Origin of the sequence: Nostoc sp. KVJ20 (assembly GCF_001712795.1) — a bacterium.
In the GTDB taxonomy this organism is placed as follows: domain Bacteria; phylum Cyanobacteriota; class Cyanobacteriia; order Cyanobacteriales; family Nostocaceae; genus Nostoc.
Genome location: NZ_KV757572.1, coordinates 13481 through 30343, shown reverse-complemented (window position 1 = coordinate 30343; position 16863 = coordinate 13481). Strand labels below are relative to the sequence as shown.

Below are 16863 nucleotides of genomic sequence, written 5' to 3'. Positions count from 1 at the left end.
ATGCCCACATTAAGCATAGGCCACTGGATCAACAAGTCCCAATTCGGCAAAAGCTGCTAGCCGCAAGCGACAAGAATCACACACGCCGCAGGCGACATCACCACCGGCATAGCAAGACCAAGTTAGCTCCCAAGGAACTCCCAATTGGTTCCCCAGTTGGATGATTTCAGTTTTTTTCAAATTTATTAGGGGTGCAACAATATTAATTGGTTGTCCCTCACGCCCCTGTTTGGTTCCCAGGCGAAAAACTTCCTGCATTGCCTGGATATAATCGGGGCGACAGTCAGGATATCCTGAGTAATCTAAGGCGTTGACACCAATATAGACACGCTCTGCTGCGATCGCTTCGGCGTAACCCAGAGCAAAGCTTAAAAAGATGGTATTACGAGCCGGAACATAAGTGACAGGAATATTTTGAGACATTTCATCTAGCGATCGCTCCTGGGGTAAATCAATGGCGTCATCGGTAAGTGCTGAACCACCCCATTGTCGTAAATCAAAATTAACTACCTGATGTTTTGCGATCGCAGCCTTTTGACCAACGGTGAGGGCTGACTGTAACTCTCGTCGGTGTCGCTGCTGGTAATCAAAGGAAATAGCATGACATTCACAGCCATCTGCCTTAGCTTTATACAGAATTGTGGAAGAGTCCAATCCCCCAGATAACAGAATTACAGCTTTCATCTCAATTGCAACTTTTGGATTTCAAATCGCCAAATCAAACAAACCTTAACAAGATGCCAGGAAACAATGCGAAGGAGAATTTACACTTAGGTCTTACTGAATTTTTTAAATTTAATAAAAAGACATATATTCTTTGTAGAAAGTGCAAAATCCCAAGCAAACCCGAAATATCTATACAAAAGATATTTGGATTACGGGAACCGATCACAAACTTTGAAATTCTTCATAAACATAGGCTCTATGTTACCATCTGGATGGTTTTAGACGGATCGTAACCGGCTTTCGAGTATAAACGCCAACGGCCGTAGCGTCTCTAAATTTGGTGGTTGAGGAGAGAATAATAGTGCAAAATAGCATGTCAGTGGCAGAACCGAATCCATATACACAGCGCAACCAGCCACGACCGATCCGCATAGGCGTGATTGGAGTGGGTAACATGGGACAACACCACACTCGCGTGCTGAGTTCAATGAAAGATGTTGAACTAGTCGGAGTGGCAGATATCAATGTCGAGCGAGGATTAGAAACTGCCAGCAAGTACAAGGTGCGTTTTTTTGAAGATTACTGTGACCTGCTACCCCTTGTGGAAGCAGTTTGTGTAGCTGTTCCCACCCGTCTGCACTATGCCGTGGGTATCAACTGTCTGTTAGCGGGAATTCATGTTTTAATTGAAAAACCCATCGCAGCCAGTATTTCTGAGGCAGAATCTTTAGTAAATGCCGCAGCTGAATCTGGGTGTATCCTGCAAGTAGGTCATATTGAGCGTTTCAACCCAGCTTTTAAAGAACTGAGCCAAGTGCTAAAAACAGAGGAATTGCTGGCGCTAGAAGCCCACAGAATGAGTCCCTACTCAGACCGGGCAAACGATGTTTCAGTTGTGCTGGATTTAATGATCCATGACATCGACCTCCTTCTAGAATTAGCTGCTTCCCCAGTAACAAAATTGACTGCTAGCGGTACTCGCTCCCTAGACTCTGGTTATCTAGATTATGTAACCGCCACCTTGGGGTTTGCCAATGGTATTGTTGCTACTCTGACTGCTAGTAAAGTTACCCACCGAAAAATTCGCCGGATTGTCGCCCATTGCAAAAATTCATTTACTGAGGCAGATTTTCTCAAGAATGAAATTTTGATTCACCGACAAACGGCTGCCAATTCTCTCACCGACCACCGACAAGTACTTTATAGGCAAGATGGTGTGATTGAAAAAGTCTACACCAGCAACATTCAACCCTTAAGTGCAGAATTAGAACATTTTGTCAACTGTGTGCATGGTGGCAATCAACCATCAGTAGGTGGTGAACAAGCTCTCAAAGCCCTAAGACTGGCAAGTTTAATTGAACAGATGGCGCTGGAAGATCGAGTTTGGAATCCATTAGACTGGCAATCGGAACCAAGGGTACAATCATTGACACCGACAGCCTAGACCAAGAGGGGATGAGGGGATGAGGGGATGAGGGGGACAAGGTAAAATTTTCTCCCTGCTCTCCCACAGCCACAACCTCAAAAAAAATCTAAAATATGTTTTTAAATTTGCCATCAAATCTTTAGATCCTCCCAAGTCCTGATTACAAAAGCGACTAAGGGGGATCTAAAAAATTAGAAAACAAAACCTAGTAGTTCGCCAAGTGAACTTGGCGGGGTAAAGGGTAAAGGGGAAGGGGGAAAGGTTTTAAATCCCTTAACCTTTTCCCTTTCCCCTTTCCCCAGACCTCACCTAGCATCTTTGGGTTGGCAAACTACTAGTGGTTGGTTTCATTAATTTTGTAAGGTTCGTAGTGAGCGATTTATCGCTCAATTTCAAGGGTTAGAGCTACTTCCGAACTTTTAATAACCCTCGAAATTAATGAAACATACCCCTACCTTCCATTCGGTCTTGCTTTGTTTCTCCGTTGCGATGCCAACTTTAATAATGCAGCAATTTCAGGAATTGACTAAATGCTTGAATGGATAACTAATACTATCAACTATTTTGGCTATTGGGGAATCGCCCTACTGATGTTCCTAGAGAACCTGTTTCCCCCCATTCCTTCAGAATTGATCATGCCACTAGCTGGATTTACAGCAAGTCCATATCAACCAGGAGGGGCAAAGCTAAATATCATTGGTGTGTTTTTCGCAGGACTTTTGGGTTCTGTATTGGGCGCACTTATTTGGTACTATCCAGGTAAGTTTTTGGGCGAAATCCGTTTGAAGCGTTGGGCTGACAAGTATGGCAAATGGTTGGGTATATCTAGTAAAGATATCACCAAGGCCAAAGAGTGGTTTAATCGACAAGGTAGAACAGCAGTATTAATTGGTCGTCTTGTACCGGGAATCCGCACCTTGATTTCTGTTCCCGCAGGGATGAGCAATATGCCCTTGCTACCATTTTTGGTTTACACAACATTCGGTAGCGCTGCTTGGGTGGGTTTGCTAACATACTCAGGATACATATTGGGTAGTCAGTATGAACTTGTGGACAAGTACCTTGCTCCTGTATCCAAAATCGTACTTGGGGGTTTGGTTCTAGCATTTGTTTTCTGGATATTCAAGCGCCAGTTAAGACGTACTAGAAGATAAAACACGGACGCTTTTGGTTTGAAAGCAGTGAAAGCAGGGGTTACATCTGACCAAAATTCGCCTACACTATGCCAAATAATACTAGATGTGCGAATGCATGAGCTTATCGGAGATATCGCCGGAATTCATTTTTGACGTATTTCTAGCTACACTTGACGCAACCTAGAATTTCTGGTTGCTCGCATTTTTGTAAGATGAGCATGACAACTTTTTACAGTTAAATTTGAACTAGGAGCTTTCATGACAGACCAACCTTCCGCCGCTACCCCAATCAATGCCGCTGCTATACCGATGAATAGGCAGCCGTTAGCATCGACTCCCATCAATGCTGTTAATAATAATCCTCCCAAGACAGGCGGTGTTCCGGGAAAAACCATTCTCAGTGTTGACTTAGGCAGAACTTCCACAAAAACTTGTGTGAGTCGTGAACCTGGTAATGTGGTGTTCGTACCTGCCAACGTCAAGCAGATGTCAATAGAGCAAGTACGCGGTGGTGTTTTTGAAGCCAGAGCCACTGATCCCTTAATGGATTTGTGGCTGGAGTATCAAGGAAATGGATATGCTGTTGGTCAACTAGCAGCCGATTTTGGAGCGAATCTAGGAGTTGGCCAATCTAAAGTAGAAGCTGCACTAGTAAAAGTATTAGCAAGTGCTGGCTACTTCAAACTCAGAGATGATATCTCAGTCGTACTAGGTCTGCCTTTTCTTTCCTTAGAGCAATTTGAAAAGGAAAAAGCACAGTTGATTAGCCAAGTAGGTGGCCCTCATGTGTTGAACTTCCGAGGCGAATCTGTGTCGCTGAACGTCAATAAGGTATGGGTAATGCCAGAAGGTTACGGCAGCTTGCTGTGGTCTGAAGCTCAACCGAAGAAAAGCCCTGGTAGTCCCGATTTTACAAAAATATCGGTGGCGATCGTTGATATTGGACACCAAACCGTCGATCTTTTGATGGTAGATAACTTCCGTTTTGCCAGAGGTGCTTCTAAGAGCGAAGACTTCGGGATGAATAAGTTTTATGAATTGGTGTCTGCCGAAATCGAGGGAGCAGATAGTCAATCTCTAGCCCTGATTTCCGCTGTCAACAAACCCAGAGGTGAACGCTTTTACCGTCCTAAAGGCGCTAGCAAGCCCACCAACCTAGACGATTTTCTTCCCAACCTCACAGAGATGTTTTCTCGCGAAATCTGTAGCCGTGTGCTAGCCTGGTTGCCAGAACGCGTCACCGATGTGATTCTCACTGGCGGGGGTGGTGAGTTCTTCTGGGACGACGTTCAACGTCTGCTCAAGGAAGCAAAGATTAATGCTCATTTAGCAGCACCTTCCCGTCAGGCGAATGCTTTGGGGCAGTATATTTATGGAGAGGCACAATTATCCTCCAATCGCGCTGCTAGGGCATAAAACTGATGTTCCAATGGTCAAAAAAGGTAGTTAAATCCGTCACGTTCAACCCAGAGCTTGCTGATGAAAGCTTGTTAGCGCAAGTAGAAAGTTATTTGGAAAAACAACCAGACAAGACTTTCAGCGATCTCTGTAAAGAAGCCTTGTGGCAATCTTTATGTGTACCGGAATCTGTACAACCTGCTCCACAAACGGCAGTAACAACACCGATTGATCAACAAATCGGTGAACTGCAACGTCAAGTGGCTGGACTTGAGGAACGTTTTTTTGCCAAGGGATCTAATCGTTTGGAGGCGATGGAACATCATCTATTGCAACTTTCTCAACAAGTTGCACAACTGGCGCTCATAGTCAACGATCGCTCGTTCGTTCCGTCTCCAACTCAATTAGAAGTAGTAAATAATACTTCTTATACTGTTGCTACCCCTCCTCAAGAGGTTGACCCCGTAATCAGTCGCCTTAGTCAGTTTCTCGATGATTTTTAAGGAACAATCAGGTTTGTGAGCAGTTTTTGCTCATGTTAACAATCCTTAATAGTTAATACTATTAAGGATTATTAATGTTTATATCTTTGTACAGACACAATATTTAGCAACGATCGCTACCCTTATTCTTTGGAGACGCTACGCGAACGGGAAGCTGCTTTACGTCAATGCATCTACGCGGCTAATCAAGTTATGTAAAACCGAGCGATCGCACATCAATTTTTAGTGTGCAATCAAAGTGGCATAGAGTATTATTTCGGACTATAGTATAAAGTTTTTCGATTCTAGGAATCTACAGCAGGAAATTACCCAGTTATACTGAGATAAACGAGTGTAAGTCAAAACACCGTTTGAGATCAGCTAAAATTTGTCACCATGAGTAATACCAGTTTTTGGAAGCCTGCTTATCAGCTTTTTAAGCCAGAGGAACCACTTACTACACCTGAAGAACTGAAAAATTTTTATGTCCAGCGAGCCAACAGTCCTGTAGAGAATTTAATCACTTTCTTGGATATGGAAGACGACCCAGCTAAATTTTTATTAGCAGGTCACAGGGGTGGTGGCAAAACTACAGAATTGCGGCGATTAGAACAACATTTGAACAGTAAGTATACAGTAATTTGGATTGATACTGTAACTGCTCTCGACCAGTACAACATTGGCTATGCTGAAGTTGTAGTCTTAATTGGAATTAAAATTTTTGAAAAAGTTATTCAACGAGAGTGGGGTTTAAAAGACGATTTATTAAATGATTTACTCGAAAGTCTCAAAACTGTAGTTTATCAAGATGAAGATGCTGAAAATACGGGTCTTGAACTTCCAGAAATTCTCAAAAAACTAGGTCTAATTCTTAAACAAGGTTTAACTCGCAAAGTTACTACAACTCTTAATATTCGTCCGCAGCTTAGTAAAATAATTGAGCGAGTTAACGCCATCATAGAAGCTGCTGAGAAAAGAAACAAGCAGAAGTTACTGGTGATTGTAGATGGTCTTGACCGACACGATCAAGTTACAGCCTTGGAAATGTTCGCTAGTCCACTGCTGACTCAGCTAAGTTGCCATATTATATATGCGATTCCGATTTCGCTCAGATATTCTCCAAGCTTTCGTCAACCAATGGAAAGCTTTCAAAAATGCTTAGATTTAACGAATCCACCAGTATTTGAGTGTGATGAAAATTTATGTCCTACTACAATCCCTAATCAACTTGGTAGAGACATTCTTAATAGTGTAATTCATAAGCGTTTAGCAAGTTTGGGTGTTGCTTATAAGGGTTTATTTAATCCAGATGCGCTAGAACTAATTTCTGAAAAGAGTGGCGGTGTGATGCGTGACTTGGTGCGACTGGCTCGTACAGCTTGTGAAGTTTCTTTAAGGCTAGATTTGATATATGTAGACTTAGATGTTGCTAAAGAGGCTGTGCAAGAAGTTCGCAGAGAATATAATTTGAGTGATTACCATTTCCCGGAACTAGATAAAGTTCACCGCACAGGTTGCTTAACTACTAATACACATAGTTTGCCTAACAAAGGTCAGTTTGTGATTTGTGATGAGCTTTTGCAAAATAAATTTGTATTAGGCTATTACAATCACAGTAAAAGATCCTGGTTTGATGTGAACCCTATTTTATTAGAAGACTTACAACGTTGGCAAGCTGCTAACTCTCCAAAAATTTAATAGTTGTTTTCTCTCGCAATCAGCAATTATTAATTAATAAAAATGGCTTCTAACGAAGATAACACTTATTCTCTAAGTGCAAATGACGCAACAGAGCTAAATAAATTAGTTAGTTTCTTAGAATTATCTAGTGGAACAACGACAATTTTTGCTATTGCACCGGAGAGTGGGCCACAACATCCGGTAGTCGAGGGAATAAAGTTACTTTTGTCAGATGGGGATCATACTTTTCATGAACCTCAAAACTTTTTTTACAGTGATAACTCACTCTATAACTTTCTCTACAGTTTAGATGAAACTGGGCTGCATAATTCTCAAACTAAACGCAAATTGATAATGGCGTTTGGAATTGATCAACTGCCAACATCACGCCTAAAACAAGAGATGAAGCAGTTGAATTTAGGGAGAGATTCGCTATTTGGTCGGGAATTAGTCATAATTTTTTGGCTGAATAAAGAAGAATTTTTAGAAGAGTTTCGTAACCGTGCGCCTGATTTCTGGGATTGGCGGGGTAAGTTGGTGAAATTTGAGGCACGTCCACCCGTAAATCCTCTGTTTTATCCTTATCTGGAGTGGTTGATAGCTGAAAATTCCTATCTCAAAATCAGTGGCGTGATGCAAGTCCAGCGCCAAGTGGATATTTTTCTGGATCAAATTTATGTTTCACTACAAGCAGTAAGGCGACAGCAGATAACAGAAACGTCGAAACTAGACCAAGAGATGACTACATTTCGCAAAGCTGAACATAGGTTGGGCATCTCTGGCCTCTACGATTTAGACGAACCTTCTTATTACGAACCAGTTTTACTAAGTTCAATATCCACTACTAGCACTAAAACAGTAACACAAAGAATTGATTTATCTCATGCAGTGCGGGAGAATCAATACTGCGTAATTCTCGGCGCTCCAGGGGCGGGAAAGACAACGTTACTGCGTTATCTAGCGCTACATTTTGCCACGGCGAAACGTGACGGCAATGAAACAGTAATTGGTGGCGAACCCCAAGAAGAATTGGGTAAAGCTCTGTTGCCAATTTTCTTTCGTATTGCCGATTATGCAGAACGACTTCAACAAGAACCACAGTTAAGCCTGCTCGACTATCTGCGCCAATTCTACCGTCAGTGGGAAGCTTACTTTCAAGATGAAGTGGAAGCGGGAACAGAGATGGCGGCGCTACTATTAGAAAAAATGTACCAAGGGCAGTGCTTGATACTGCTGGATGGGCTAGATGAGGTATTTGAACAAGAAAGCCGCAGGCTGATTGTGGAAAGAATTGATCAGTTTGTCAATGCTTTCTCTAATAATAAGTTTGTCATTACCAGTCGGATAGCTGGTTACCGCGATGTGAAACTGAGCAGCCGTTTTGCTGAGTTCACTATCGAAGATATGGGTGACGAACAGGTAGAAAAATTCCTGCAACGCTGGTGTTTAGCCATAGAACGAGCGCAGCAGCCAGAAGCTAGTGAGGCGCAATGGCAAAGAGCAGGAGATGACCAAGCAAGGAAGATTTTAGAGGCAATTAAAGACAATGAGGGTGTAAAGCGCTTGACAGCGAACCCTCTACTGTTGACAATTTTGGCACTGATTCACCGCAATGGTGAGCGCCTACCTAACCGCCGGGTGAAACTTTATGAATTGGCAGTGCAAACCTTGACCGAAGATTGGCAGCTAGGGAAGAAGTTGCCAGATGCTCCGAAAGTGCTGCTGAACCAAAATGAAGTAGTTGCATTTTTAGCACCACTGGCTTACTGGATGCATGAGGAAAAGCCTTCTGGTTTAGTCACTGAGGCAGAAGTTGAACAACAGTTAGCAGCAAAGCTAGCAGAACTAAATGATACTGACTTAGAATCAGACTCAGTACGCCAAGCCGTGCAGGAGTTTTTACGAAAAGTGCGGGAAACCACAGGTCTATTTGTGGAACGTGCGCCTGGAGTCTACGGCTTTATGCACCTGACGTTTGAGGAGTATTTTGCTGCACGTTATATTGCTGACAATGAAGTAAGCGATATTTTAGCAATTATCCGTAAACATTTGCATGAACCGCGTTGGAATGAGCCAATTTTACTGGCTTTAGGTTATTACGGAATTTATTCTCCTAAACAGGTTAATAAGCTAGTTGAGCAGCTTTTCAGTAATCTTGAGGCTTATGAACCTGTAATTAAAGGTGCGAAGTTAAAAATAAAAAATGTATCTTCGCAGGATGCAATTATCATCTGGTCAGATTTGCAAGAAGAATCAACTACTAACTGTAAGCAGTCGGAATTACGGTTGAAAGATTTATTATTTGCTGGTGAGGTTTTAACTCAAGTTGAGGTCAATAGTAGTCGTCGCAAAAAGCTAATTCAAAAATTAGTTATTACTTATCTTGGTTTAGATACAGACTTTCAGGATGATACAACTAAACAACTGTTAAGGCTGTTACGCCAAATTGAACTGTTTAACCAGAAAGGTGAAGTTCTGGCACGACTAAAAGAATTTGTTAATGACTCAATACTTACTGAAGAGATACGGGTAAAAGCACAGACCACTATTCTTTATGTTGCTTGTGGTGAATCAGGAGCAGGATTAGTTAGTTATGCCATTGATATTGTTAATCAGCTAGAGCCTACTCTATTTTGTCGTCTTAGAGAATTGGTTAAAGAACTAGGTGAAGAAATCACACCTGCTTTAGAAAATAGTCTGGAAAATTATAATGGCGATCAAGACTCTCAAAAAGCATTAAATTTACTTACCGCAATATCTTATATTCGTACAGATAAATATACAAAAGCTGTTGAGCTTCTAGAAGAAATCAATGTTCAGCCAAATGTCAGGTACAGTGCTTATATAGCTTGGTCAATTGCAACTTGTTATCAGGAACAAGATAAATTTGAGCAAGCAATTGACTACTATCAGGAATGCTTTGAAAAACTAGCCTTATATATTCATCCATCAGCTTTTCTACTGTTTTGGAGAAATCGCGGTATTTGTCATCGCTTACACACCAAATACGAGCAGTCACTAGAATGCTTCCAGCAGGCGTTAGCTATAGACAGAGAGTTTTGCAAGCCTGAAGATGAAGCAAGTGATTTGTGGAATATAGCTAAAACTTATCAAGAATGGGGAAAATATGAACAAGCGATCGCCTACCACCAACAAAGCCGCAATCTCTATGAGCAATTGGGTTTAGAGGAAAATGTAGCAAACCAATGGTCTTGGTTAGGTGATTGCTACCGAGAATGGGGAAAATATGAACAGGCATTAGAGTGCGAGCAAAAAGAATTGGCAATTGGCCAAGAGTTGGACGAGCAACCTAGAATAGCTCTTGTCTACTGGCGGTTAGGTCACATCTATCAAGTATGGGGTAAATATGAACAAGCGATCACCTACCACCAACAAAGCCGTGAACTCTATGAGCAATTAGGTCAAGACAAGAATGTAGCAAACCAGTGGTGCTGGTTGAGTGATTGCTACCGAGAATGGGGCAAATGTCAACAGGCATTAGAGTGTCAGCAAAACGAATTGGTAATCAGCCAGCAGTTGGATGACCAACCTGGAATAGCTCTCGCCTACTGGCGGTTAGCACGAATTTATCAAACTTGGGGTAAGTATGAACAAGCGATCGCCTACCACCAACAAAGCCGTGATCTTTATGAGCAATTGGGTCAAGGGAAGGGTGTAGCAAACCAATGGTACTGGCTGGGTAATTGCTACCAAGAATGGGGTAAATATCAGCAGGCTGTAGACTCTCAGCAAAAAGAATTGGTAATCCGCCAGCAGTTGGATGACCAACCTGGAATTGCTCTGGTCTATTGGCGTTTAGGACGAATTTATCAAACTTGGGGTAAATATGAACAAGTTATCACCCACTACCAGCAAAGCTGTGACCTCTATGAGCAATTGAGCAAAGAAAAAGATGTGGCTGACTTGTGGTATTGGTTGGGTGATTGCTACGGCGAATGGAGCAAATATGAACAAGCTGTTGAGTATCTGCAAAAGTGCCTGGTAAAACGCCAAAAGTTAGAAGAAAAATCAGGTGTAGCTTCGACACACCATAAACTAGGTCGCATCTATCAAGCTTGGGGCAAATATGAACGAGCGATCGCCCACTATCAACAAAGCCGTGAACTCTATGAGCAATTGGGTTTAGAGAAGAATGTAGCAAACCAGTGGTACTGGCTGGCTAGTTGCTATCGAGAATGGGACAAATATGAGTCGGCACTAGAATATGAACTCAAAGATTTAGCAATCCGTCAACAAATGGATGACCAAACAAATGTAGCAGATGCCTACAGACAAATAGGTCGTATCTATCAAGCATGGGGCAAGTATGAACAAGCGATCGCTTATTTCCAACAAAGCCGTGCCCTCTATGAGCAATTGGGTCAAGACAAAAATGTAGCTAGTCAGTGGTACAACTTGGCTGGATGCTACCGAGAATGGGTTAAATATGAACAAGCATTTGAATGTCAGCAAAAGTGCTTGGCACAACGTCAAAAGTTAGAAGACAAACCAGGTATAGCTAGTGCCTACTTTCAACTAGGCTGGATTCATCAAGCTTGGGGGAAATATGAACAAGCGATCGCCTACTATCAACAAAGCTGTGACCTCTTTGAGCAATTAGGTAAAGAGAAAGATATAGCTAACCAGTGGTATCGGCTAGCTGATTGCTATCGTGATTGGGGTAAATATCAGGAAGCCGTAGAGTGTCAGGAAAAGGATTTGGCAATTTGCCATCAGTTAGATGACCAAACCAGAATAGCTCTTGCTCATTATCAGCTAGGACGTATATATCAAGCATGGGGCAAATATGAACAAGCGATCTCCTATTTCCAACAAAGCCGAGAACTCTATGACCAATTAGGCAAAGAGAAGGATGTTGCTAACTTGTGGTACTGGCTAGCTGATTGTTATCGGGAATGGGGCAAATATGAACAAGCACTTGAGTGTCAGCAAAAGTCCTTGGCACAATATCAATGCTTAGAAGACGAACCAAGTATAGCTAGTGCCTACTTTCAACTAGGCTGGATTCATCAAGCTTGGGGGAAATATGAACAAGCGATCGCCTACTTCCAACAAAGCCGTGACCTTTACGAGCAATTAGATAAAGTAAAAGATGTGGCTAGTCAATGGGACTGGTTAGCTTATTGCTACCTTAATTGGGGTAAATATGAGCAAGCAGTTAAATGTCAAGAACAATATCTTTTGCTACATCAAGCACTAGAAAACAAACCCGAAATAGCTAATGCATATTATTGGCTAGGACGAATTTATATAGCCTGGGATAATTATAAGCAGGCGTTAGAGTATTTTCAGCACAGTTACAACTTGTACCAGCAACTAGATTTAGGTGAGGCTGTAGCTAAATGTCATAGAGCAATTGGTAACAGTCAACGCTTGTTAGCAAAAAATACCTCAGATAGAGCAATAGCTTTTGAATTACTGGCGCAAGCTGAACAAAATATCCGTCAAGCCATCCAAATAAATACTACAGGAGACTATAAAGAAAATCTTGCTTACGACCACATTATCTTTAGCTTAATCTGGTCAGAACACCTACGCCTGTTGTCTATTGAAGACTCGTTACCGCAAGAACAAATTGCCCAATTTGAAGAATATTATAATACTGGCTTGACATATCTTGCCGAACTGGTGCAGACAGTAAATCGAGCAGATGAAGCTCTTGATATCGCCCGTGCCTATCTGGAAGTCAGCGTCTTAAAAAATCTTGACCGAGCCGAAGAATTAGCTCAAGAGTCCCTCCAAGTTTTTCAGGAGTACAATCGCCGAAAACTAGAAGCTTCATCTTGTAAACTCTTGGGCGAAATATACCTGAGCCGCGCCCAGCATTATAAATCAGGTACTAAGGTAACTGCTACCCAGTTTTTAACAGAAAGTCTGCAAATCTACAGAGAGCTTGATTTAAGCGAAAAAGCTGCCGAGGTGGAGCAGTTAATGCATTCAAATCTAGATAATACTAAAATACTTAGCGATTAGAATTCACCCCTACACAAACCAAGCTACGTAGATATTATATGAAACGTCTACGAAGGCGGATTTTAATTGTGAGCCAAAAGGCGCTGTCTGATGACAAGTTGCTGCGCGTCTACGCACTCCATTGCACAAATTTGCTCAATTTTGTGTTGAAACAGCCCAATATTAGTACATATTTTTACTAGATTCTTTTTTTACTCTGCACACTGTATAAATGCTAGAATCCTCAAGTAGACAGTTAGGATACTTAGATGCCAGTTGTAGCTAACTCAATCAAGTTTGGTACAGACGGCTGGCGGGGCATTATTGGTGACGAGTTCACCTTTGAACGCCTAGCCCTGGTCGCACCAGTTGCCGCGAAAGTATTATATGATACGTATTTTTCTACGGTGGGTAGCCGGACAATAATTGTCGGTTACGATCGCCGATTCATGGCAGAAGACTTTGCTCGTGCTGTCGCCGATACTGTCACATCTGTCGGATTTGATGTGCTACTGAGCGAAACTTATGCCCCAACCCCAGCTTATAGTTGGGCAGCAAAAGAACTCAATGCTTTAGGGGCGCTAGTAATTACGGCCAGCCACAATCCTGGTAAATATTTAGGTTTAAAAGTCAAGGGTTATTTTGGTGGATCAGTACCGCCAGAAGTCACAAAAGAGATCGAAGATCAGTTGTTGGTGGGAGTACCTCTAGCAGCTACCCCAGGTAAGCAAGAGAAATTCGATCCTTGGCCCAGTTATACCCAAGCACTAGAACGTAAAGTTGATATCGCCAAACTTAGAGAAGCGATCGCATCTGGTAAATTGACATTATTTGCCGATGTCATGCATGGCGCTGCTGCTAGCGGATTGGCGAGACTACTAGGCAATCAAGTCAAAGAAATCAACAGCGATCGCGATCCCCTATTTGGTGGCGGTGCGCCGGAACCCTTACCAAAATACCTTTCAAAGCTATTTGAAGTCATCAAGACTCACAGAGAAACCGATAAATCAGGTTTAACAGTGGGGTTGGTATTTGATGGAGACTGCGATCGCATTGCAGCAGTGGATGGAGAAGCCAACTTCCTAAGTTCCCAAGTATTAATCCCGATATTAATCGACCATTTAACCCTGCGGCGCGGTTTTACTGGAGAAATAGTCAAAACTGTTAGTGGTTCCGACTTGATGCCGCTTGTAGCGGCACTACATAATCTGTCAGTATTTGAGACAGCAGTTGGTTATAAATATATTGCTGACAGAATGTTAGCAGCAGAAGTTTTGCTGGGCGGCGAAGAATCGGGAGGAATCGGCTATGGTAGCCATATTCCCGAACGGGATGCACTGCTGTCAGCATTGTACGTCCTAGAGGCGATTGTAGAATCTGGTTTGGATTTAGGTGAGTATTATCGCCACTTGCAGAAACAAACAGGATTTACTTCAGCTTACGATCGCATTGATTTACCCTTAGCAAGTATGGAAGTGCGATCGCGTCTTTTGCAACAACTGCAAACCCAACCCTTGACGGAAATTGCAGGTAAAGCAGTGATTGATTGCCAAACAATTGACGGCTACAAGTATCGTCTAGCTGATAAAAGCTGGTTAATGATTCGCTTCAGCGGGACTGAACCAGTTTTACGCCTATACTGCGAAGCCTCGACAATTGAGCAAGTGCATCAAACTCTTGCTTGGGCGAAACAGTGGGCGGAGTAAAATTCATTATTAGTCATTAGTCTTTTGTCCTTTGTCCTTGGTAAATGACCAATGACTAATGACCAATTACCAATGACTAATGACCAATGACTAAATTACTTGTAGTAGCCACAGGAAATCCAGGTAAGTTGCGGGAAATGCAAGCTTATCTGGAAAATTCTGGTTGGGAATTAACCCTCAAACCTGAAGAATTGGAAATTGAAGAGACGGGCGAAACTTTTGCCGCTAACGCTTGTCTGAAAGCGTCACAAATTGCTAAAGCTACGGGAAACTGGGCAATTGCTGATGATTCAGGCTTGCAAGTAGATGCCCTGAATGGCGCACCAGGAGTGTATTCTGCACGTTACGCCAAAACCGACTCAGAACGCATTGCTAGGATATTGAGCGAATTAGGCAACGAGGTAAATCGGCAAGCTCAATTTGTTTGTGCAGTAGCGATCGCTCGTCCTGATGGTGCGATCGTATTACAATCTGAAGGTGTTTGTTGTGGCGAAATTCTCCACGCACCTCGTGGTGATAGTGGTTTCGGCTACGACCCAATTTTTTATGTACAAGAGTTGCAATTGACCTTTGCTGAAATGACAAAAGAGTTAAAAAGGTCAATTAGCCATAGAGGGAAGGCTTTTACAGCTTTACTTCCGCAACTAGAGAGAATTAGGAGTTAGGAGCTAGAAGTTAGGAGTTAGGAGTTAGGATTTATGAATTATGCTAAATCTTCATTCATTAGTCCTGACTCATAACTCATAACTCTTGTACAGACGCGATTAATCGCGTCTCTACTCCTAACTTTTTAAACTGCTTCAGTGTTCTTTTCGCCGGTACGAATCCGAATCACTTGTTCAACAGGCGAGATGAAAATTTTACCATCGCCAATTTCACCAGTGCGGGCAGCAGCAATAATTTTGTCCACCACCATATCAACCTGATTGTCATCAACTACGATTTCCACTTTGAGTTTTTGTAGAAACTCAACGGTGTACTCAGAACCGCGATACCGTTCAGTTTGGCCTTTCTGCCGTCCGAACCCCCGGACTTCAGAAACAGTCATACCGACAATACCAGCGTTAACTAAGGCAATTTTTACCTCATCTAGCTTAAATGGGCGGATAATAGCTTCTACTTTTTTCATCTTCTTTACTCCTGACTTCTACTAGCTTCGTTTATATATCTAACCAGATCCGCTGTCTGAAGCTGTAACTAGCAGTGCTTTTCCTAAAAGATATGTAATAATTGCCACTTTTTTAAAATGTAGATGCTTTGCTTGAGCATTTGGGACATGAGAACCAGCAAAGATTTAGAGAAACACTAGGTAAGCGTAAAACTCAGTCCCTTTAGGGATGAGATATAAGCGACGGCTCGACTGAGCATTCGCCAAAGCCTCGTGTAGTTTTAACCACCATAATTTTTAGACCAGAGAGTGCCAATAACTTGGATAATCTTTGAGCTTCTAACATAAAGAAGTTTCTGTCAATTTAGCATTTTATGTAGCTTTTATAACCTAAAAATAAATCAACTCCACTATTTAGCAGATTTGTTTGGATATTTAGAGAGTGATTGTAGATAAATTGCATAGTAGCCCGAAAGACTGCTGCTGCTGACTGTGGGAGTGTCAACTAACGTTTCTGATGTTCAAACAAGGGACGCACAACGAAATATCCAGCACTAAAGGCAGTAAGCATGATTAACAAGATGGTAATAATTAACCACCAACCATTGAGTCCCTTGGCATCTGGCTCAGTAGTGGAATAATAACTTACTTGTTGTTCTTCTATAAAAACTTGTTCTGGTATCGGGAAATTCATTTCCATTACAGGTGTAGAAAAGTCTTGGCGGCGGCTTTTTTCGGGTGCGGCTTTGGGCACAACGGGTGGATGTGAACGAGAAACCTGCTGACGTGGACGCCCTTGTGTTACAGGCTGTTTAGCGGCATTTTTAACTTCGCTAACAGCTTGGGTAGCTTGATGATAATTAGGTTTAGCATGGGAATCCACAAAATTTTGCAAGCGAGAAAAAGACTCAACGACTTTGGTAATTTCTTGGCGTAATAGTTGATTTTCTTGTGTTAGTTGCTGATTTTGGGTGGTGAGTGCATTTAGCCTCGCCTGTGCTGCTTGCAACTCTGTTGACAATTCCCTGTATACAGATAGTGGTACAGAGGGAGGGTAGGCTTGAGTAGTCGGTGTTGGCGAATTTCTGTGAACAGAACCTATGGTTGTTCGCATCGGGGGCTTGGTATTAAAAATCAAGGTAATTAGATCGTACAGAGATGCTAACAGAGATAGTCACCCCTGAAACTATGCCCAAGAATAATAGAAAAATATCGAAAGGGCAAAGATTTTTTATTGGGGGATTGGGGACTGGGGATTGGGTATTGGGTATTGGGTATTGGGTATTGG

The 16863-nt window shown here is 42.2% G+C and carries 11 protein-coding genes; 8 read left to right on the top strand and 3 right to left on the bottom strand.

The genetic code is table 11. The features are described 5' to 3' along the window. Nucleotides 1-9 precede the first annotated feature (9 nt). Entirely contained in the window at nt 10-684 is a 675-nt protein-coding gene (gene queC, locus A4S05_RS06290; RefSeq protein WP_069068974.1) for a 7-cyano-7-deazaguanine synthase QueC, read from the bottom strand. Between the two features lie 343 nt (nt 685-1027). Between queC and A4S05_RS06280 the strand changes: the two genes are divergently transcribed. From A4S05_RS06280 to rdgB, 8 genes are all read left to right on the top strand, one after another. Next, entirely contained in the window at nt 1028-2110 is a 1083-nt protein-coding gene (locus A4S05_RS06280; protein ID WP_069068972.1) for a Gfo/Idh/MocA family protein, read from the top strand. 512 nt (nt 2111-2622) lie between these two features. Further along, nucleotides 2623-3246, top strand: a complete 624-nt coding sequence (locus A4S05_RS06275; protein WP_069068971.1) for a DedA family protein — start codon at nt 2623-2625, stop codon at nt 3244-3246. A 240-nt stretch (nt 3247-3486) separates the two neighbouring features. Continuing rightward, nucleotides 3487-4644, top strand: coding sequence for a filament morphology actin-like protein FcmB (locus tag A4S05_RS06270; protein ID WP_069068970.1), 1158 nt, complete (start codon nt 3487-3489; stop codon nt 4642-4644). A gap of 5 nt (nt 4645-4649) precedes the next feature. Next, complete coding sequence (locus A4S05_RS06265) at nt 4650-5129, top strand: filament morphology membrane protein FcmC (RefSeq protein WP_069068969.1); 480 nt, start codon at nt 4650-4652, stop codon at nt 5127-5129. 375 nt (nt 5130-5504) lie between these two features. Further along, complete coding sequence (locus A4S05_RS06260; protein WP_069068968.1) at nt 5505-6806, top strand: P-loop NTPase fold protein; 1302 nt, start codon at nt 5505-5507, stop codon at nt 6804-6806. A gap of 42 nt (nt 6807-6848) precedes the next feature. Further along, nucleotides 6849-12782 (top strand): tetratricopeptide repeat protein, encoded by a 5934-nt coding sequence (locus A4S05_RS06255; protein ID WP_084227010.1) that lies wholly within the window; start codon nt 6849-6851, stop codon nt 12780-12782. 248 nt (nt 12783-13030) lie between these two features. Further along, nucleotides 13031-14467: a phosphoglucomutase/phosphomannomutase family protein gene (locus A4S05_RS06250; protein ID WP_069068967.1), complete on the top strand. Its 1437-nt coding sequence runs from the start codon at nt 13031-13033 to the stop codon at nt 14465-14467. Nucleotides 14468-14553: 86 nt separating this feature from the next. Then, a complete protein-coding gene (rdgB, locus tag A4S05_RS06245) occupies nt 14554-15132 on the top strand; it encodes an RdgB/HAM1 family non-canonical purine NTP pyrophosphatase (protein WP_069068966.1) in 579 nt (192 codons plus the stop codon). Between the two features lie 125 nt (nt 15133-15257). Here the strand turns inward: rdgB and A4S05_RS06240 are convergent, their stop codons facing one another. Both A4S05_RS06240 and A4S05_RS06235 read right to left on the bottom strand, forming a co-directional pair. Next, entirely contained in the window at nt 15258-15596 is a 339-nt protein-coding gene (locus A4S05_RS06240) for a P-II family nitrogen regulator (RefSeq protein WP_012410794.1), read from the bottom strand. A 484-nt stretch (nt 15597-16080) separates the two neighbouring features. Next, complete coding sequence (locus A4S05_RS06235) at nt 16081-16689, bottom strand: hypothetical protein (protein ID WP_069068965.1); 609 nt, start codon at nt 16687-16689, stop codon at nt 16081-16083. Between the last annotated feature and the right edge of the window lie 174 nt (nt 16690-16863).